Origin of the sequence: Paenibacillus turicensis (assembly GCF_017873435.1) — a bacterium.
Lineage (GTDB): Bacteria > Bacillota > Bacilli > Paenibacillales > Paenibacillaceae > Fontibacillus > Fontibacillus turicensis.
This window is the reverse complement of the sequence record NZ_JAGGKG010000024.1, coordinates 15,379-36,527: the sequence shown is the minus strand read 5'-3', so window position 1 is coordinate 36,527 and position 21,149 is coordinate 15,379. Positions and strand designations below refer to the sequence as shown.

General features: G+C 38.4%; 18 protein-coding genes. 1 reads left to right on the top strand and 17 read right to left on the bottom strand.

The window, feature by feature from the left end; translation table 11 throughout:
* Positions 1–68: 68 nt before the first annotated feature.
* From J2Z32_RS19435 to J2Z32_RS19420, 4 genes are all read right to left on the bottom strand, one after another.
* A complete protein-coding gene (locus J2Z32_RS19435; RefSeq protein WP_425343024.1) occupies positions 69–1,049 on the bottom strand; it encodes an ABC transporter permease in 981 nt (326 codons plus the stop codon).
* Between the two features lies 1 nt (position 1,050).
* Positions 1,051–2,040, bottom strand: a complete 990-nt coding sequence (locus J2Z32_RS19430) for an ABC transporter ATP-binding protein (protein ID WP_245251631.1) — start codon at positions 2,038–2,040, stop codon at positions 1,051–1,053.
* 12 nt (positions 2,041–2,052) lie between these two features.
* Positions 2,053–2,889: a GDSL-type esterase/lipase family protein gene (locus J2Z32_RS19425; protein WP_210090856.1), complete on the bottom strand. Its 837-nt coding sequence runs from the start codon at positions 2,887–2,889 to the stop codon at positions 2,053–2,055.
* Positions 2,890–3,263: 374 nt separating this feature from the next.
* Complete coding sequence (locus J2Z32_RS19420; protein ID WP_210090855.1) at positions 3,264–3,800, bottom strand: CAP domain-containing protein; 537 nt, start codon at positions 3,798–3,800, stop codon at positions 3,264–3,266.
* A 235-nt stretch (positions 3,801–4,035) separates the two neighbouring features.
* Between J2Z32_RS19420 and J2Z32_RS19415 the strand changes: the two genes are divergently transcribed.
* Positions 4,036–4,590, top strand: coding sequence for a hypothetical protein (locus J2Z32_RS19415; RefSeq protein ID WP_210090854.1), 555 nt, complete (start codon positions 4,036–4,038; stop codon positions 4,588–4,590).
* A gap of 53 nt (positions 4,591–4,643) precedes the next feature.
* Here J2Z32_RS19415 and J2Z32_RS19410 read toward each other — a convergent pair whose 3' ends face one another.
* From J2Z32_RS19410 to lepB, 13 genes are all read right to left on the bottom strand, one after another.
* Entirely contained in the window at positions 4,644–5,093 is a 450-nt protein-coding gene (locus J2Z32_RS19410; protein ID WP_210090853.1) for a GNAT family N-acetyltransferase, read from the bottom strand.
* A complete protein-coding gene (gene purT, locus J2Z32_RS19405) occupies positions 5,086–6,270 on the bottom strand; it encodes a formate-dependent phosphoribosylglycinamide formyltransferase (RefSeq protein WP_210090852.1) in 1,185 nt (394 codons plus the stop codon). Before purT ends, J2Z32_RS19410 begins: the two co-directional genes overlap by 8 nt.
* Before the next feature lie 155 nt (positions 6,271–6,425).
* Entirely contained in the window at positions 6,426–8,273 is a 1,848-nt protein-coding gene (locus J2Z32_RS19400) for an ABC transporter ATP-binding protein (RefSeq protein WP_210090851.1), read from the bottom strand.
* Positions 8,273–10,042, bottom strand: a complete 1,770-nt coding sequence (locus tag J2Z32_RS19395; RefSeq protein ID WP_210090850.1) for an ABC transporter ATP-binding protein — start codon at positions 10,040–10,042, stop codon at positions 8,273–8,275. Before J2Z32_RS19395 ends, J2Z32_RS19400 begins: the two co-directional genes overlap by 1 nt.
* 266 nt (positions 10,043–10,308) lie before the next feature.
* A complete protein-coding gene (locus tag J2Z32_RS19390) occupies positions 10,309–10,599 on the bottom strand; it encodes an NAD/NADP transhydrogenase alpha subunit (protein ID WP_210090849.1) in 291 nt (96 codons plus the stop codon).
* Positions 10,600–10,695: 96 nt separating this feature from the next.
* Positions 10,696–11,361: an endonuclease III gene (nth, locus tag J2Z32_RS19385; RefSeq protein WP_210090905.1), complete on the bottom strand. Its 666-nt coding sequence runs from the start codon at positions 11,359–11,361 to the stop codon at positions 10,696–10,698.
* 85 nt (positions 11,362–11,446) lie between these two features.
* Entirely contained in the window at positions 11,447–14,188 is a 2,742-nt protein-coding gene (locus tag J2Z32_RS19380; protein ID WP_210090848.1) for an S-layer homology domain-containing protein, read from the bottom strand.
* A 215-nt stretch (positions 14,189–14,403) separates the two neighbouring features.
* Positions 14,404–14,967, bottom strand: a complete 564-nt coding sequence (locus J2Z32_RS19375; protein ID WP_210090847.1) for a GerMN domain-containing protein — start codon at positions 14,965–14,967, stop codon at positions 14,404–14,406.
* Positions 14,968–14,991: 24 nt separating this feature from the next.
* Entirely contained in the window at positions 14,992–16,359 is a 1,368-nt protein-coding gene (locus tag J2Z32_RS19370; protein ID WP_210090846.1) for an N-acetylmuramoyl-L-alanine amidase family protein, read from the bottom strand.
* Positions 16,360–16,615: 256 nt separating this feature from the next.
* The gene (leuD, locus tag J2Z32_RS19365) at positions 16,616–17,215 is read right to left on the bottom strand and encodes a 3-isopropylmalate dehydratase small subunit (RefSeq protein ID WP_210090845.1); all 600 of its coding nucleotides are present in this window, start codon (positions 17,213–17,215) and stop codon (positions 16,616–16,618) included.
* Between the two features lie 54 nt (positions 17,216–17,269).
* A complete protein-coding gene (leuC, locus tag J2Z32_RS19360) occupies positions 17,270–18,697 on the bottom strand; it encodes a 3-isopropylmalate dehydratase large subunit (RefSeq protein ID WP_210090844.1) in 1,428 nt (475 codons plus the stop codon).
* Positions 18,698–19,155: 458 nt separating this feature from the next.
* Positions 19,156–20,220, bottom strand: coding sequence for a Gfo/Idh/MocA family protein (locus tag J2Z32_RS19355; RefSeq protein WP_210090843.1), 1,065 nt, complete (start codon positions 20,218–20,220; stop codon positions 19,156–19,158).
* Between the two features lie 253 nt (positions 20,221–20,473).
* Entirely contained in the window at positions 20,474–21,022 is a 549-nt protein-coding gene (lepB, locus tag J2Z32_RS19350; RefSeq protein ID WP_210090842.1) for a signal peptidase I, read from the bottom strand.
* Positions 21,023–21,149 lie beyond the last annotated feature (127 nt).

Below are 21,149 nucleotides of genomic sequence, written 5' to 3'. Positions count from 1 at the left end.
TTCTTTATGTAATACTTATGATTACTTGCTTACTTCATGCAAACAAGTGTTTTGATTCCTTGTACATTTTAATTCAAAATATCCTGTTTCGTAAAGACAAGGAATGAAACAAACAGTGACGCAATTCCCCACACACTTAAAACAGCAAGTGAAAATGGTAAAGTCATCCCCTCAATAGGCGCAGGTGAACCTGATAAAAAGTTTGTCAAACCAAGGTTTACCATAAATAAATATTTTGCACTGCTCCATGAGGATGCCATATTGGTCAAAATACTACCTGAAATTAACGTTGCCATCATAATGACAATGCTAGCTGCGGTACTGCGAACCAAAACAGACACCATAAATGCAAGCAAAGCAACGATTACACTAATAAACCAAATTAATCCTGCCTGCATAAATAAATACTGCCATTGTGGTACTGCATGCACATTAGAAATGTCCACCTCAGTCCCATTTAACTGGAATCCTGTAAAAACAGGTAGATTAAAACCACCATAACCAAAAAATAGTCCTGAAACAGCATAACAAATGATGTACGTTGCCACAACTATTAATGAGACAAACATCACTAACGTGATGAGCTTGCTTAGTAATATTTTCCACCTACGAATTGGACGAGTTAGTAGCATTTTAATTGTCCCATTACTTCGTTCAGAGGAAACGATATCAGAGCCAATCCCCATAATTAAAAGCGGAATCAACAAGGTCGCCGCGTTATTTAAAAACTCCTTCGTAAAGGTAATGCCACCACTTTGCTGCGGATTAACATCATTATCTAAGTAATATCTCATTTGCTGGATATAAATTTTACGATACTTTTTATATTCCTCAGGTACACGATCACTACCTAACGAATTTTGGTTATCTGTAATCGCTTGCTGAATTTGTCTACGCCAATCATCACCGTATTTATCCATTCTTTCTTGGGCAATACGCATTTGGGCATACGAAAAAATGGGCACCATGACAAAAAGAACAAGCAAAATCACATAAAAACGTTTTTTCTTAATCATTTTTATCGTTTCATTTTTGACTAGGTCTCTCATTCTATTCAATATGCTCACCTTCCGTTAGCTGCAAAAATAGCTGTTCTAATGTTGGGTTGATCCGTTGCACTGCCTTTACTGCAATTCCAGACTGTACAAGCTTCGCCACCATACCATCCACTAGACTCGTGTCCATCTTCGTTACAATCGCATCCTGAGACGTTCCTACTAATACAGAATCATCTAGCACATGATCGGTCTCATCTAGCATTGTGATATTGTCAGCTTGTAATACGCGGTAGCCTTGCTCACGAGGCTCAAGCTCCCATATAACGTAATTTTCTCCCCCTTTGATCAATTCCTCTACAGTCCCTACCGTTAAAACTCTACCTTGGCTAATAATTGCAACACGATCACATAACAATTGAATTTCGCTTAATAAGTGACTTGAGACAAATACAGCCATGCCTGTCCCCGCTAGCTCACGTATAAAGCTTCTCATTTCCTTGATGCCTTTAGGGTCAAGGCCATTGGTAGGCTCGTCCAATATTAAAAGCTTAGGTCTGCCTAACAATGCTTGTGCGATCCCTAAACGTTGCCGCATCCCTAATGAGTAGGTTTTAACCTTATCATGAATACGTGCATCAAGTCTAACAATTTGTGCAACCTCAGCAATACGTGCTTGATCAATCCCTGGCATCATTCTCCCAAACTGCTCTAGGTTCTCCCATCCTGTCAAGTATGTATATACTTCTGGATTTTCTACAATGGAGCCTACAAAAGATAATGCTTTCTCCGGATTTTTTTGCACATCATATCCAGCGATTTTAATGCTACCTTCAGTGGGACGGATTAAATCGACCAGCATGCGAATTGTCGTCGTTTTGCCTGCACCGTTTGGACCTAAAAAGCCGAAGATTTCACCTGGTCGAATATCAAAGCTAACGTCCTTTACGATCCACTTTTTTCCTATTCTTTTCTTTAAATGTGAGACGGATAACACTGGCTCAAGTTCACTTGTATCCGTCGTATTAATCATAGCTTTTTGCATGTTATCCTCCCCCTATTTTTTGACTAAGCCTTCAATATAAATACTTTGGACAATTCGCTGCGCAATGATCTGGTATCCATCCTGATTAGGATGAAAATGGTCACTGGATAAGTAACGTCCACCATTATTTACGTACAAATCAAAGGTTGGCACAACTAATGTATGCTCATATGAAGATAACACCTCTGAGGTTAACAAATTCCAGCTTGAAACCGCGCGATTACCAATCCCTTTCATATCTTTTAAATCTGTAAATGGATTATAAAGGCTAACATAAACAAGCTGTGCATCTGGATTAATTTCATTTAGTTTTTTTATAATCTTTTTAAAATTTTCACCAGCATCTCTAATCGCTTTTTCTAGATCATTCCATGTTGGTAGCTGTCCACCATTTTGTAAAGCCTGTGCACCTTGAAATAAATCATTACCACCAATAGATAGTAATATAACATTGGATTGCTGTAAGGCATGCTTTACTCCTTTTTCCTCTAACATATCCAAAAGACCCGCTGTCTTTAAACCATTGATGCCTAGATTATTTCTTAACTGAGACTCTATTTTTTGCTCCGTTAACGTCTGCACCGTTCGGCCTGCAAACCCAAGTCCCTTATCATCCCCAGTTCCTTTAGCTAAGGAATCGCCAATCGCAGTTACATCTAAATGGTTTTGAAGTGGTGGCTGCTGATCTGCCACACTGGGCGGAGAAGCTGCTGCTTTATCCTCTGAAGCACTCGTGGCGGCAGGATATAATATATCTTTCACGCCATACACAAAACCAACTAATAATAATATTGTAGCTAAACCAGACAATAAGCCTGTAATGATCCATATTCGAGATGTTGATCTCACCTGAGTCCCTCCTTGGCTGATATAAAAAAAGTAAATATTGTTTTTTTAGATTGAGTCTATATTATTAAACATAAATGTTCTGAAAACAATATGCAAATAAGCAAACACAGCATTCCAATAGGAAACTTGTGTTTGCTTATTCATTTTCTTATCAATTTTGGCTCTTTATTTAAATTAGTGGTTGACCGCTAACCCAAACTAGCGAAGAGACAGAGCGATTCTGAAGATTGTCTCTTAAAATCAAATTCCACCAATTAATTCACTTCAATAAAAAGGAATATGATTTTAACAACAATCGCAAGAACGCTCTGGATCGTAGCCAACCTCCAGTCGTTGTCAACCACTAATTTTTATATAGAACCAAAATCAGACCTCTATTTACCTACAAACTCCTGTACCCAATAGCCGTTGTAATAACCTACACCAATCAGTCCAAAGTTCTTATTTAAAATATTTGCTTTATGGCCTGGGCTATCCATCCATGCTTTAACAACTTCCTTTGCAGATTGCTGCCCTTTGGCAATGTTTTCTCCGGCATAACGATACGTAATATTGTACAAGTCCATCATATCAAAAGGAGATCCGTATTTAGGCGAGGTATGACTAAAATAATTATTTTTATACATATCAATTGCTTTATTTTTAGCCATATTCGTTAAATTTGTGTGTACAACTAACGGCTTTAGTCCTGCCTGCACACGCTCCTTGTTAACTAAATCAACAACCTCTGCAGCTCGTTCCTTCTGGATTTTAGCAAATGCAACTGCTAATTCTTGTTGTTTGATCGCCTTTGAGGTAGAAGCAGCATGTGCGGTTTCCCCACTAGACATTACAGATAATGTTAACAGTGAAGACACTAAAATAGAGATAAAAATCCGCTTAGTGGTTGGACTCTGATTCCTTTTTTCCATGTTGTATTGCCTCCTAAGCTCCCAAAATTTGTTTAAAATGAGTTCTTTCCTATTTTATCAGAATAAAGTAAGATATGCATGTGCAAAAATTGGAAGGTAAACTATAACTTTAGTCTAGTTTTTTTCCCAACCTAAGGCTGTTTTGTAGCGACCTAAATTGAAGTAACATAAGGATATACATTAAGGTTTAACGACCTCAAATGACTTGAAAACTGGGATGGAAGTGGTGCAAGTTATGGCTGGAACAAAAAATATTTATATCGTACTCAGTAATCCATGCTCATTTATAGCTAAAATGATCGGTTGGTATACAAAAGCACCTTTTAATCACGTATCGATCGCTTTTGATGAGCAATTAAACACAATGTATAGCTTTGGACGTAAGCACGAGCTAATTCCTATTTTTGGTGGGTTTGTACAGGAAACGATACACTCTCAGTTGTTTAAACAGGCACGTTGTGCACTATACAAATATACCGTAAATGAAGAAACCTACAACACAATGCAATGCTTTGTGGAACAATTTTCCTTAAACCAGGAGCGTTACAGCTATAATTATATTGGTATTATAGGCGTGATATTAAATCGAGAATTAGGTGGAGAGGACTCCTATTTTTGTTCTCAGTTTGTACATACTGTGCTAAGACAAGGAGGTATAGAGTTGATTGAAAAACCTGTAAAGCTTACTACCCCTTCTGATTTTGAGTATAATGAAGGGCTGGAGCTTATATATGATGGATGCTTAGGGCTATACCATGATACATTAAGAGAACAAAAAGTTCCCTCTTAACAAAAGAGAGTCATACCTAAAATGCAATGATTTTTAGGTATGACTCTTTTTTATTAAATATTTTTACTTAAGCGATAACCAGTACAGGTGTATCCTAAACGTTCATAAAAAGCACGTGCTTCGCTGTTATGCTCACCATAAGAAAGGTATAGCCTTGAGCTTCCTTGTTCTTTACTCCATTTTTCTGCTTCCTGCAGTAGTCTTTTACCAATTCCTGAAAGACGATGCTCTTCATCAACAATCATGGCTGTTATGCGGGTTACCGGCTTAGCCATGTCATGAGTTTGATATAATTTCAAGAAAGTTGTACCAACGACATGTCCATCTATTTCTGCAATCAAGCTGCACTCTTGCGGATGCTTATCAAGCATGGACAAATGTTCTTTAAGTACACTAGGTGTTGTAGGATAACATAGCTGGCGCATTAATGGTAACATTTCTTGTACATCATTAGAGCAACATTTTCGGATTACCAATGCTGGAGCAAAGGCTTGACTACTCATTGGACCATACCACCTTTAATAAATTTGCCGCTGCTTTTGCACGATTGCGGGCTTCATCAATTGTTTCTGCTGCACTTAAGGCTACTGCCATACGACGACCAGGTTTACAAAGTGGTTTACCAAATACGCGTACCTGTGTTCTTGGAATCGCTAATGCTTCATCCAAACCACCAATCTGAAAATGTACTCCTTCTTGACCCGCCTTCAATGTTGCTGAAGCACCTGCTGTTAGGAGCGTAACAGAAGGAATTGGAAAACCAAGGATAGCACGGACATGTAAAGCGAATTCTGACAAATCCTGCGTAACCATCGTTACCATCCCTGTATCGTGTGGACGAGGAGAAACTTCACTAAATACAATGCCATTGTCTGTTACAAATAACTCAACCCCAAATAACCCATATCCACCTAACTCATCTGTAATTGCAGTCGCCATTTGCTGCGCTTCCGCAAGCTGTGCTTGGCTTAATGGATGAGGTTGCCATGACTCAACGTAGTCACCATCTTGTTGAATATGACCAATCGGGGCACAAAAAGTAGTACCACTAATACTACGAACCGTGAGCAACGTAATTTCACTTGTAAACGGTACAAATGCTTCGACAATAACACGCATTTTTTTTGCTCGTGCACCTTCAAGCGCCATATTCCAACAAGCCTCAAGCTCATGTTCACTACGGCACACACTTTGACCTTTACCCGATGAACTCATCAAAGGTTTAATCACGCAAGGAAAACCGATAGAAAGTGCTATCTGCTTCAATTCTTCAAGGCTATTAGCGAAACCATATCTTGCTGTAGGTAAGCCAAGCTTTTCAGAAGCAAGTCTACGAATTCCTTCTCGGTCCATCGTTAATCTAGTTGCTGTAGCTGTTGGAACAACAAAAAAGCCTTCCTGCTCTAGCTCTAGCAGCATATCTGTGGCAATTGCCTCAACCTCAGGGACAATAACATCAGGCCTTATACGCTCAATAAGCGCTCTTAAGGCTGCACCATCGAGCATGTCGATCACATAACACTCATGAGCTACACCCATGGCAGGTGCATGTTCATAACGATCTACTGCAATTGTACGCACACCAAGGCGCTGAGCTTCGATTATAACTTCCTTGCCCAATTCTCCACTACCAAGCAGCATGATAGACTTGGCATTTTCAGATAAAGGAGCCCCCCACATAAAAAATGAAACCTCCCGAAATGAGATTTATGACAAATCTTGATGCTGATTTAACATGAAGTTAATACTTCTCAAACATTCTATCTCTATTTTCATGGTTTTTCACCAATTTTGCAAGGGGCTTCTATTAAATTTACAATCTTTTCGACAAATTGTTACAAATATCTAAATTGTGCTTCTACTAAACCATTATAAATACCCTGTTGTTCCATTAATTGGGCGTGACTTCCTGTTTCTTTAATCTCTCCATGATCCAACACAACGATTAAATCTGCATTACGAATCGTAGATAATCGGTGTGCCACGATAAAGGAAGTTCTGCCTTTAAGTAATACCTTTAACGCCTCTTGAATTTTCAGTTCTGTTTCTGTGTCAATGCTTGCTGTAGCCTCATCCAATATTAAAATTCGTGGATTCGCTAGCAAGGCTCGTGCAAACGACAGTAATTGTCGTTGTCCCATTGATAACGCGCTACCCCGTTCCTCAACTTCTGTATCATAACCTTTTGGTAGCTTCATAATAAAATCATGTGCATCTACAGACTTCGCAACTTCCTCTACCTCTTCATCAGTTGCATCGAGACGTCCAAAACGAATATTGTCTCTGATTGTGCCTGAGAAAATAAAGGTATCCTGAAGCACCACGCTAATTTGACTGCGCAAGCTTTGTACCGTTACATCCCGAATATCATAACCATCAATCGTAATGGCACCTTCTGTCACATCATAAAAACGACTTAGCAAATTGATGATTGTACTTTTACCTGAACCCGTATGTCCAACAAGTGCTACAGATTGCCCTGATTTAACATCTAAGCTAATTCCTTTAAGCGCTTGACGACCTTGTTCATATTCAAAAACGATATGATCGAATTTGATATTTCCGTTAATGTCTGGCAATGGACGTGCACCTGGCTTATCCGCGATATTTGGCTCTTCATCGATAAATTCAAAAATACGTTCTGAGGAAGCCATCGCTACGAGTAGCTGGTTATACATTTGTCCTAACCGATTAATTGGGTCCCAAAAATTACCTACGTAATTGGAGAAAGCAACAAGCAAACCAATCGTTAATTCCCCACTCTGAATAAGGTGCGTACCTAACACAAACAAAATAAATGTACCCGCACCACCTGTAATTTCAATCAGTGGACCAAACATTTGGTTCATGGCAGAAGCCTTATCCCATGACTTTTTGCTGTCCATATTCATATTATCAAAATAACGCATGTTCTCATGCTCTTGTGTATACGCTTGCGTGACTCTGATTCCTTGGATCGATTCATTTAGATGAGAATTGATTCTAGAGTTTTTCATACGTACATCTTGCCAAGCATATCTTATTTTTTTTCTGAGCTTAGTGGAAATAAGGAACATGATTGGTACTGTAATCATCACGGCTAAACCAAGCTTCCAATTGATAATTAATAATATAATAACGATCCCTAGAAGCTGAACACAGTCAATCATCAAATTGACTACACCATTTGTAAATAAATCCTGCAAAGAGTTTACATCATTCGTTACACGAACTAAAACGGAACCAGCGGGACGTTTGTCAAAAAAATTGAAGGATAACTTCTGAATATGCTTAAATAGATCAGAACGAATATCGTAGATGACACGTTGCCCAATAATGTTGGTGTACTTTATACGATATATCCCTGCCGCCCACTGGATTAAATATAAAACAACGATGGAGCTCGCTAAAATATACAATAAGGATAAGCTTGGTGTGCCATTGACGGGTGCGATCGCTTTGTCAATCGCCTGACTCGTTAAATAAGGAACAGTTAGCTTTGTAATTGTACCTAAAATAGTCAGAAGCGCAATTAGTGGTAATAGTTGCTTTGCATACGGCTTCATATAAGAAAACAACCGTCTAAACTGCTTCCAGTTAAATGCTTTGTCGATGATTTCATCATCCTGATAAACAAATCGACCTTCAATGGAGTTGTTTACTTTGTTTACTTTCTTTTTGGGTGCTGTTGCCTCTGTACTCATCAAGGCTTCACCTCACTTTGCCGTTCTTTCTGTTTTTCTAAATGATCTGCATACTGAATACGGTATACATCCTGATAAGGTCCCTCTACGTTAATTAAATCTGTATGCTTACCACGCTGAACAACTCGACCTTCATCTAGCACAAGAATTTCATCCGCATGTCTAAGTGAGGAAATACGATGCGCAATAATAAATGTGGTTCTACCTGCCATCACCTCTTGGAAGCCAGCTTGAATCTCTTGTTCTGTCTCCATATCTACAGCACTTGTAGCATCATCCAAAATTAGTATTTTAGGATTTTTTAATAAGGCACGAGCAATGGCGATCCGCTGCTTTTGCCCACCAGATAAGCCCATTCCTCTTTCACCAACGACAGTGTTATAGCCATCTGGCAGCTCCATAATAAATTCATGTGCCTTAGCTAACTTAGCTACAGCAACAACCTGCTCCATCGTGACGTTACTCATACCATAAGCAATATTATTTACGATACTTGAGGAGAACAAAAATGTTTCCTGGAATACGGTAGCTATCTGACTACGCAAGGATTTAATCTCAATATCATTGATGTTATGTCCATCGATTAAAATCTGTCCATCATTTACTTCATAAGCACGCATCAATAATTGAATAATTGTGGATTTACCTGAACCAGTTCCCCCTAAAAATCCGATGACAGAACCTGAAGGTGCTTCAAAATTAATATCCTGAACCGCCGCCATTTTATTGCCATAAGCAAATGTAACATGGTCAAAACTAACATTTCCTTGAATCTGTTCTGGTTGAAGAACAATCGCGTGTGGTTCATCTTTAATATCGATTTCATGATTTAAAATTTCAAGGACACGTTCCCCTGAAGCTTTTGATTGCGTATAGTTATTAATATGGAAACCTAATCCCCACATCGGTCCAATGATATACCAAATCAAGCTAAAAAATGCGACAAATTCCCCTAAGGTTAACTGACCCTTAATTACTAATGTTCCTCCACCAGCTAGCAATACAGCTACACTAATCGAAGCTAATAACTCCATAAAAGGGAAAAACCGACTCCATAACGTTGCGGCAAATATTTGGTTTTCCTTATACCGTTCATTACGAGTTGAAAACTTTTCAATTTCATACGGCTCTCTCGCAAAAGATTTTACTGTACGTACACCTGTAACGTTTTCTTGAACTGCTGTTGTTAATGAGCTCAGTGCCAATCTCATTTCTTGGAACGCTGGATGAATTTTACCTTCAAACCTTAACGCCACAACTGCAAGAAAAGGAATCGTTATGAGTGCCAAAATCGTTAGTTTCCAGCTAATTGACAACATGACAACAGAACCAAAGGTAACCATCAAAAATAAATTTAATAATTGGGCGAAGCCAAACCCAATAAAGTTACGTATCGCTTCTAGGTCACCCGTTAAACGTGACATTAAATCGCCTGTTTTAGCTGTATCATAATAACGAAATGATAAAAATTGTAGCTTCTCATAACAGGCATTGCGAAGACGATAAGCAAGAAAGTTACCTAAGCGTCCACCAAAAAAACCATGTAGAAATTGCAATATTGCTTTGAAAATAACGATAACGATCGCCGTTAAAGCTAGCCAAATCACGTCGCCATAATTACCAGGTATAATAACATCATCAATTAGTCCTCGTAATAACTGTGGCAAAACTAATCCTAATGCGGTTGCTGCTGCCAAGCACAACATCGATAATATTAAATAGCTAAACTTTTCTTTATAATAGATTCGTAATTGCCTTAAAACCTCCAAGTCTTTCCCTCCTCTACATCTCTAATCCTAGACTATGTACATCAGCGACATGATATCTATATAGAGTTGCCTTTTATAACCACCACCTATAATTAAACACATTTTATTTTTAATACACCTTTTACATGAAATATAACTATTCTACCTCACCCACAACATTCATGGAAGGGATTACATCATATTTATACATATAAAAAATCGGTCTTCGCGAGAAAGACCGATTTTTTATATCTACCTTAAAGCAAACAGTTCCTCGTTTGCCAAAATTAGATGATTTCCTTATTACCTTCCAACACATCTGATTCAGAAGGAATTAAAATTTCAAATACTTTACCATGCTGCAAAATAGTAATTCCTTTTTGTTTATCCTTCATCACAACAACCTCTGGTTTTACTGCCATTCTTTCTAAATAATGCTCAGGTACTTCCCCAGAATCACTGACGATTAAACCGTCAATCTCACGCTCATCATTTTCTTGCAAATCAAGGGCAACTACTTGTTCAAACACATCTGAAAACAATTCAAAATTGTCAGTGTATACAGAAATACATCTCATGCCATTCCCATCCTCTACTATTCATCTCTTTGCTTTTTAATACTCATTTCTTTGCAGCATCTAATACAAAGGTTTACCACTTTTACTTTTTACTTTTTACTTCTTATCTTTTCTGACTTGAAGCTGTTTCATACGTTTTTTTCCTTCACGACACACATCCAAAAGTGGACAATCCTCGCAGTTTGGATTTTGTGCCTTACAATGATAACGTCCAAAGAAAATAAAGCGATGGTGAGTTAGCGTCCATTCTTCTCTTGGCACCTTTCTCATCAGCTTTTGCTCAACCTCTAGTACGCTATCCTTCCAGGCTGCAAGTGCTAGCCGTTTACTCACACGCTCTACATGCGTATCTACAGCAATGGCTGGTACACCAAAAGCAACGGACATAACCACATTTGCCGTTTTCCGTCCCACCCCTGGCAGCTTGACTAGCTCATTAAGCTCCCTAGGTATTTTTCCATCGTACTGCTCAATAAGGATGGCACACAATTTTTGAATATGCTTCGCTTTACTCCGAAACAGACCTATGCGGCGAATATCCTGCTCTAGCTCTTCGATTGGAACAGCAACATAATCCTCTGGCTGCTTATACTTTTGAAATAAATCCACAGTCACTTTATTTACGGTGGCATCGGTACATTGTGCAGACAACAATACAGCAATAGTGAGTTCAAACTCATTATTGTGCACTAATTCACAATGTGCATCTGGAAACATGAGCCCAATCTGATCCAAGATGTAACGGACACCAGCAGCATTCATGTCTCCACCCTCTCCCTCACGTTCAAAATAACCGTCTTGACTCAGGGGTGAGCCCGCATCAAGACGGTTATTCACACGTAAATGATTATTGCTTTTCAACCTCAACTAATTTATCACCATTGAAATATAAAACAATTTTATCATTTTCCTTTAAAGTTTGTACAGATATTGTCGTATCTCCCTGATGAACATAAGTGTCAGCAGTTACAGCAAAGCGATAATTATTATCGCTCAAACTTGATCTAATGACAAGTATTTCTTTATTTAAATTGTCATAACGAGATACTTTTCTTTCAAGTGAGGTTAACACTTTAACCACGACTTGGCCTTCTGGACTTTTGCGAACCTCAACATGATCTGAAGTATTTAGTACCCCAATACCATTAGAAACACCATTATTTTTAATCACTTTAACATTGTTTGTTGCAAAGGATTCAGTACCACCAGCAAAGGTTTTAATTTGCAATGTGTTGTTATCTACACTTAACACTTTTCCTAAAGTAAGCTTGACAACTTGTACCGAATTTGCTGTCCGACCACTAAAATTAATGTTTACCGTTTGCCCTTGCGCTAAATCAGCAACCTTTAAAATAACGCCATTGTAATCCGTGATTGTTGTACCATCCACGTAAATTTCGTCAATAACTGAATTACTATCTAATACACGAATACGATTAGTAGAGCTATTTACAGATACAATCTCAAATTGAACTGCTGATTTTACAGCTAACGTTTGTAATGTATCTTGATTTGTACTTAACACCAATGTCACTGCATCGCCAACACGAAGGTCTGAAATCGTGGCACTGGATTTGCCATACAAGGAAACTGGCGGCTGTGTACCTTGATATGGGACAGTAACTGTGCTACCATCAGCAACTTGAATCGTTACCGTTTTTGCAGCGGTATTTGCGGAAACAAATGTACCATCATATTTATAAACTACGCTTAATGATAATACACGATCTCCAATTACAGTTAAGCTAATTTTTCTACCTTCTGTTAATAAGGATTCTGCCCCTGCTAATGTCGGTTGTGCAGAATTGTATTCTACCTTTGTTTTGTCATCTAGCTTGAAGGCATGTAATTTCTTATTAGAATCAATAACCATAAGTGCTTTTAGCTTAGCATCATATTTACTTACAGTCGCTTCAGTCAATTGCTCGGATTGACGACCTAACACTACAATCTTGGATACTTGCTCATCAGCACTGATTGTAAGTTCAATCTTATCGCCACCTCTAACATCTGCGATCAAATCACTTAATTTTGCATCTGTAATTCCTGTAATTTCAACTACCGGCTTATCTGCTAGCTTCTTCACCTCAGGTGTGCCTGCTGAATTACTGTACGTAATGAATGCTATACCATCTACACTTAGCAAAGTACCTGTAACTGTACGCTCAACGCCCTTGTTAATTTCAATCGCATCAACGATGCTATTTTTAACGCTATATTTGATAGACATGCCTGACTTCACATCAGCCAGTGTCAAGATTTGCGTCTGATAACGAACTAATGAGCTGCTATCCAGCTTAAATGTTTCAGTATTTCCTGCGCTATTTTTGATCGTAATTGTATTATTAGTAGTATCCACTTGTTCAACAACACCAGTATCATTTGCATTCACTACTGCTGATTTCACCTGTACAACCACTGGTTTGTTTAGACCAGAATACGTTTCGCGCTTTACAACCAATGTACTATCAGGAATTAAATCAGAAGCCTTGATCTTAGTCCCATTTTGATCGGTAAATACAGTTGAATCATCATACGTATACGTTACAGATTCATTGTCTACAAGCATCAGCAAACGATTTTTATCCAATACACGTAGCAATGTTCCTTCTGTACTTGTAAGCTGTTGCTTAGCATCTCTCACTTCAACGTATGCCGCAGAGCCCACTTTGTCGATAACTAATACTTTCGTAAACAATTGTACATCAGCTTTAGCAATTTTAGTCTCGGAATCTTTCGTGAAATAAACAGAACGATTATCTAATTTAAAGCTTTTTAGCTTTCCGTCTACTAGTAGAGTGATAGTTGAATCAGACAGCTCTGTTACTACCCCTTCAAAGGAGGTGCTGTATTTAGCATCAAAATGCTCGCCACCACGACTTAAAAAGGTTGCCATTTGGGCACGCGTTACGTTGCCCTTTGGATCAAATTTGTTACCTGCAACTCCATTAGCAAGCTCTAATTGTACAGCTAAATTCACATAACCTTTATTTTCATTGGAAATGTTATTAGCATCAGCAAAAGTAGAAGCCGTATTTGCTGCTAACTTCGCTTGAGACTCTTGTCCAATCGCACGGACTAAAATTTTAGCGACCCATTCTCTTGATGCTTTCTTTTTACCCCATGTTTCTTTTGCTCCTGTAAGCTTTAGCTCTTCATTCTTCTGAATTAAGTTTTGCTTCAGTGCAAGCTCTAAATAGGGCTTAAAATAGTTGTCTACCTTCAAATCAGTAGGAGCAGCTTCTCCACTACCTAAGCTATTCTCCATATTCATAAAACGAATTGCCATCGTGATTGCTTCTTGTTGTGTTACGCTATCACCCGGGCGGAAATTACCTTTATCCCCCAAAATAATCCCTTGTGAAGCCAGCTTATAAATATGCTTCTCAGCCCAAAAGCCACTTTTCACATCATTAAATATAGAAACAGCATTTGTTGCTGTATTTGAGCTATTATTGCTTGTATTTCCAGTAGTTGAAGTATTATCTGCAAAAGCAGCTACACCTCCACTTAGACACATGGCAGAAATCAAGACGGTTGAAACTAATTTTTTAGAATTACGCTTAATATTACGTTTAAATGAGGCCATTAATTATATCTCCCTTCAGTTCATAGATCAAAAGTTCATAGATCAAAGTTTAGTCATTCAGCATATGTAAAATGCTCATTTCAAAATAAACAGAAAGTATAATATTATACTTTCTGTTTTTGCATTAGACAACACACCAAACTATTCTATTCGACAAATTCTTTTCATTTCCTTTAAAAAAATAAAATTAAGTGTCTCGTTTATAGGTTAGTTCGTTATTGTGATCTCGTCATGGGATGCTCTAGCTCGACATGTCCCATCAATGTATCCACCTTGGCGCCATCTACAAGCAGCTCAATCTCTTTCACTTCTGTAAATTGAAACAAGGTGCTTTTAAGTGCATCAATTGCTAATGACTCACCACCTGAGCCCAATCTAGCTTCATTAGGGAGAGTGATATCCACAGTTACTAAACCGTCCTTAAATTGGGCAGTTTTAAAAATCACTTTTGCCCATAAGGAAATTAGTTTATCATCATTTGCAGATTGCAGAGATTTTAAAGCAGCAATATATTTTTCATTGTTGTCTTTATATGTGATCTCTTTAGATTCCTTCTTCAAATCCATAATTTGCTCATCAGTAAAATAGGCATCAATGGTTTCTTTCGTTTGATCTTCATCTTGTTCGTTTGGCTTTTGTGGATCTGCCGCCGCAGGTGTTGTTACATTACTATTCTTTTCATTATTAGGACCGGCAGTTTGTTGTTTTTGTCCACAAGCTGTAGCTAATACGATAACAGTTAATAACATCAGGCTAGATATCCATAATTTTCTCTTCATTTTAGTTTCCCCCTTACCCTTAGCCTATTTTACATCTAAATATTCTTTAATGGATGCCACAATTCCTGCTGCAAGCTTGTTTTGAAATTGTTCTGTATAAAGTTTAGCTTCCTCAGTCGCATTACTGAGATATCCCGCCTCGATTAATACAGCCGGCATTTGGGTTTCTCTAGTCACCTTTAGACTTTTAACGCGAACCTCACGATCCACTGAGCCAGTAGAAGATACTAAGTACTTATGCACGACATTTGCTAAAGGTAAGCTGTCAGGACGTGTATAATACGTTTCAACTCCATTTGCAGCGCTACTTGTAGACGAATTCGCATGAATAGAAATAAAGATTGTTGCCCCAATCCGGTTTGCTAAATCCACGCGATCCTGCAATGTAGGATAAACATCACGGTCACGTGTCATCACATATTCAATTTCTGACTCTTTTTTAAGCAAGGCTTCCACCTTCAAAGCCACCGCAAGGTTAAAATCTTTTTCATTACGTTTCTTGACGCTAATTGCTCCTGGATCAGATCCACCATGACCTGCATCAATCACGACTAACTTTTTACCGTTATTAACAGGCAAAGATGGATCATCACTTAATGTAATTGCTACCAAATTATCGTTATTTGTTGATATTGTATAATTGCTTGCTCCATTCATATCAATCACAACACGAACAGTAGAAGGATCTTGGCTAAACATAGCATACCGGATTTTATTGACATTAGCATGGTCTACTATATCTATGTAACCAGTATTGTTAGCATCTAAAACCTGATTAGCTGAAAAATTGTCTGCAAATGTACTGTATGGTAAATCTACTACAATACGATCAGGTGCAGTCATTTTAAAAATACTTGGTTTCACCTTCTTGCTTACTTCAATGTTTAATTGATTGTTAATAAATTGAATCCCGCCCACTTTGGCTAAATCCTGATTTTGATTAGGATCTGGATTCTCTTTTTTAGGACTTGTTAAATAAACAACTTTAGCCGTGTTATCCCACTTAATATCAAGTCCCATTTGCTCACTTACAAAACGCAGAGGCACTAACGTTGTCCCATTACTAATCATTGGTGCTAGAGGAAGTGTAACATTTTTACTGTTTACCTTCGCTACATTTTTGTCAATGACAAGCTGTAAAGTAGTTGCGTCCTGCTTTATCGTTACCGTGCGCGTGTTTTTATCCCAGTTGACCTCAAATCCCAGCTCCTCTACAACGACACGAATTGGAATCATTATATTTCCCTTAATATTTTGTACCTGCACATCCTTGGGCAAATTAAGGGTCTTACCATCCAGCACAATCCCTGTTTTTGAAGCAGCAAACCCATTTTGCGGGAAAGCCATTAAAAAAACAATCACAAACATTACGAACCAACTTGTTTTTTTCATCCGTCACCCCTACCATTCTCAATTTTTTTCTGATAAAGAAGAGAATCCCGCAACCTCTGTGTTTTACCAGACGACATATTAGACGTTTAGGTATGACAAAAGTTGCGGCCAGGCAACAAATTAAGTAGGATCTTCTTTTTTTACAATCCAAAAAAAAACAAAAAACCCCCTCTTCATCCTATGCAAAAAATTAAATCCAAAGGATAAAGAAGGGGAATTTTGTAAATTGGTTAACTTTTAATACTTATGGTTAACGTTATACCGCTTGGGCTGCTCTCTTTTGCTCATATGCTGTTATTAAATCCTCATGCTGCAACGTTAAGCCGATATCATCTAGACCTTGAAGTAAAAATTGGCGACGATGCTCATCAAGCTCAAATTTAATTTCTAAGCCTTCATCATCGGTGATCACTTTATCTTCTAAATTAATGTGAAGCTGATAACCTTCCTTCGCTGCTGTTTTTTGGAATAGCTGCTCTACCTGCTCTTCAGACAGCTTAATCGGCAAAATCCCATTTTTAAAGCAATTGTTATAAAAAATATCTGCAAATGAAGGTGCAATCACACAACGGAAGCCGTAATCTAAAATCGCCCAAGGTGCGTGCTCACGCGAAGAGCCACAACCAAAGTTAACTCTTGAAATCAGGACAGAAGCGCCCTCATAACGTGCTTTATTAAGCTCGAACTCTGGATTTACGTTACCTTCTGGATCAAAACGCCATTCATAAAATAAAAACTGTCCAAAACCTGTACGCTCAATCCGTTTTAAAAACTGCTTAGGAATAATTGCATCTGTATCTACGTTAACTCGATCAACAGGACCTACAACCCCTGTGTGCTTAGTAAATGCCTCCATCAGAATACACTCCTTTAATCGTTAATTACTGTCCTTAACTGCTATCCTAATATATTAATTAGCAGCAACCTCTTGCTTAATATCCCACTCACGTACATCAACAAAACGTCCTTCAATTGCGGCAGCCGCAGCCATTGCTGGAGAAACCAAATGCGTTCTTCCTCCACGACCCTGACGTCCTTCAAAGTTACGGTTAGAAGTCGAAGCACAACGTTGTCCTGGAGATAATACGTCAGGATTCATCGCCAAACACATACTGCATCCCGCTTCACGCCACTCAAAGCCAGCTTCCGTAAATATTTTATCCAATCCTTCTTGTTCGGCTTGAATTTTTACACGTCCAGAGCCTGGTACAACGATCGCAGTGACTTTATCTGAAACCTTATAGCCTTTAGCAATTTCAGCTGCAGCACGTAAATCCTCGATCCGACCATTTGTACAAGAACCAATAAATACATAATCAATGGCAATATCCTTCATTGGTGTACCTGGCGTTAAGCCCATATACTCAAGCGCCTTTTCAGCCGCTTTACGTTCATTTTCAGTTTCAAAATCAGCTGGATTAGGCACAGCTGCTTCAATGCTTGTTCCCATCCCAGGACTCGTTCCCCAAGTCACCTGTGGTACTAAGCTATCTACATCAAAATCGACAATACGATCATAGCTAGCACCTTCGTCAGTTACTAATTGAGACCATGCTGCAACTGCCTGCTCAAAAGCTTCGCCTTGAGGTACATGCTCACGTCCACGCAAATATTCAAATGTCACTTCATCTGGCGCAATCAGACCTGCTCTTGCTCCACCCTCAATAGACATATTACAAACAGTCATACGTTCTTCCATCGTTAAGCTACGAATAGCCTCACCTGTATATTCAATAACATAACCTGTTGCAAAATCAGTACCATACTTAGCAATTACACCAAGAATCATATCCTTTGCGGTTACACCTGGTTTACGTTTACCATTGAAACGAACCTCTAACGTTTTTGCTTTCGCTTGCTGCAAGCATTGCGTTGCAAGTACATGCTCCACTTCACTTGTCCCGATCCCAAATGCTAATGCACCAAATGCCCCATGTGTAGAAGTATGACTATCTCCACACACAATTGTTTTCCCTGGATGCGTTAAGCCAAGCTCAGGCCCCATGACATGCACAACACCTTGGTCAATCGTATCTAGGTCATACAAGGTAACACCAAAATCAGCACAGTTTTTAGATAAGGTATCAATCTGCTGTTTAGAAATTGGATCCTTAATGTTGAAGCGATCTTTCGTAGGTACGTTATGATCCATCGTTGCAAATGTTAATTCTGGACGACGTACTTTACGTCCCGCTAATCTTAAGCCTTCAAAGGCTTGAGGTGAAGTTACCTCATGAACAAGATGTAAATCAATATACAAAATACTTGGCTTGCCTTCCTCTTGAAAAATAACGTGATTGTCCCAAATTTTTTCATACATCGTTTTTTTAGTTGTCATTTTTAATCACCTCAGATAGGTTATCTTGAATTGAAATATTTCTAAAATAATTGCTATAAATCCTTACTATGAATCCCGTTTCTTTAATGATCCTACTATATCAGATTTTAAGTTATGTTAGAAATACATAGATGCTATCGTATTGATAGGTATTTCCTATAAGGGGAATCAAACTAAAAAAGTACCCCAAATTAACAAGGGTACTTAAGTATTTTATTTATAAGTATTTAATCCATTAATTGAGGCTTAATCTATAATTTTTATTGACCAACAAACAATACTGGCGGAAGGGCAAAGGGATGGTGTAAAAGCAAAGCGGCCGCCTTTAAGGTTATATTTTCATCAGACAAAAACAATTGATTCCAGAAAACAGAACCTTAACAACGGTTGAAACCACCCTTTGTACTGTAGCGGAATTGGTCAACACTAATTACAATTGAGCCTAAATTATACGCCACCTATAAGTTTAACTGAACAGCCTGTCCTAACTTATGCGATTCGAAAATCGCCTCCATTAGCTTCATGACCCGTAATACCTCTTCATTTTTTACAATTGGCTGGCTAGTTTGTTCAATGCTATCAATAAAATTATAATAAAATTCTCGTACGTCAGATTCTACTCTAGGCACTGGATTTATTGTAATTGTATCTTCCTTTTTCGTTCTAGGGGCCATCGTTTTAGTTAATCCTGCTCCAGCAACAATCGGCTCAGCATCTTTATGATCATCGACACGATCCAACGTTGCCACTTGACCATTCATACTCCAATCCTGTATGGCAGCTGAACCATAACGTCCAGTCACATACCATAATGGTAAAGGAATAAAGTTCGTAGTCCCAACCTCAACTAGCGCTGTTTTACCACTTTCAAAGGTTATGTAAGCCTTCATCCCGTCATCTACCTGATGTCCAAGAATATAACTTAATTTCGCATACACACTTGTCACAGGCTCAGGGAACAATAGTAATAAACGATCGAGTAAATGTACCCCCCAATCTAGCACCATTCCGCCACCTCGGCTTGCTTCATGTCGCCAATCTCCAGGAATACCTCTGGAGCCGTGTACTCTTGTTTCTAAGTAAAATACTTCACCTAATGTATTTTCGTCCATCAGCTTCTTCACAGCTAAATAATCTTCGTCCCAACGGCGATTCTGATGTACCATAAACAGCTTGCCTGTTTTTTCAGATACCTGCATCACATCTTCAATTTCCCCACTATTAAGCATCGCTGGTTTTTCACAAATAATATGCTTACCTGCTTGCATACCACGAACAGCAATGTCATGATGGTTATCATTTGGCGTTGCAATTAACATAATATCTACGGTGGCATCAGTTAATACCGATTCAAGAGAATCATACGTCTTAAAGCCTTGTGATGCAGCTTCATCTAATCTAGCTTGCTTAGTATCGTACATACCTGTAACTTTAATTCGATCCACCTTCTCAAGCATACGAACATGCTGACTGCCCATTCCCCCGTATCCAATCACTACTAAGGAATAGATTTTTTCGCTCATGTCATTCTTCTCCTTTGTCTGTGCTTGGGCGCGTTTGAAATCTCATTCAGGTTCATCTGTTCCCGCCTTTTCGCCCTCTACTGTGTTACTTTTCCTTGACTTACCCAGAGTAGGCCTACGTAAAAGTGCCTTGTATAGATCGAAAATTCACCAACATCTGCTCCCTGCCGGCTTTTCATTCTCACCCTAGAATGTTTGATTTTCTATGCTTATTACTATATCACAAAGCGAAACAGGTATACGCCTATTCCGCTTATAAATCTACACCCATCACATGTGTTAACGGAATGGGACCAATGATACGGCTATCCTTACTATGATTACGGTTATCTCCCATTACAAAAATATGATTTTCTGGAATCTCCCAGCTTTGATCCATCCCCGCCATCATCGGTTCTTTAATGTAGGGCTCATCTACTTCTTTTCCATTACGATATAGATGCCCTTCCTTAATTTCAATTTTATCCCCAGGCAAACCAATTACCCGCTTCACAAAAAAGATTTCATCTGATCCGTTACCTGAAAACAATTGCACAATTGGATTTTCTTTAATATCATCAAACAACGTGCGTTTACGATCAACACGACTATCAATAATGACAATATCCTCATAAGCAGGAAGCTTACTTAATGTATGCACTGTTTTCCAAGCAAAAATACGTTGCGTATCATTTAAAGTAGGTTCCATAGAATGCCCATCTACTCTGTAGGGTTGGATAACAAAAATACCAATAATAACACTAAGCACAAACCCAATAATGATGGATAATCCCCAACCACGAATTTCCTTCCATACTTTCACAAAAAAACCTCCTATAACAAGTGTTGCTTTATATTATACTCTAACACCTAGTCTCATTTCTAATTTCTTTGAAGTCACAGCTTAATTGATAGGTAGAACCTATAATGATATTATATTCTATAGCAAA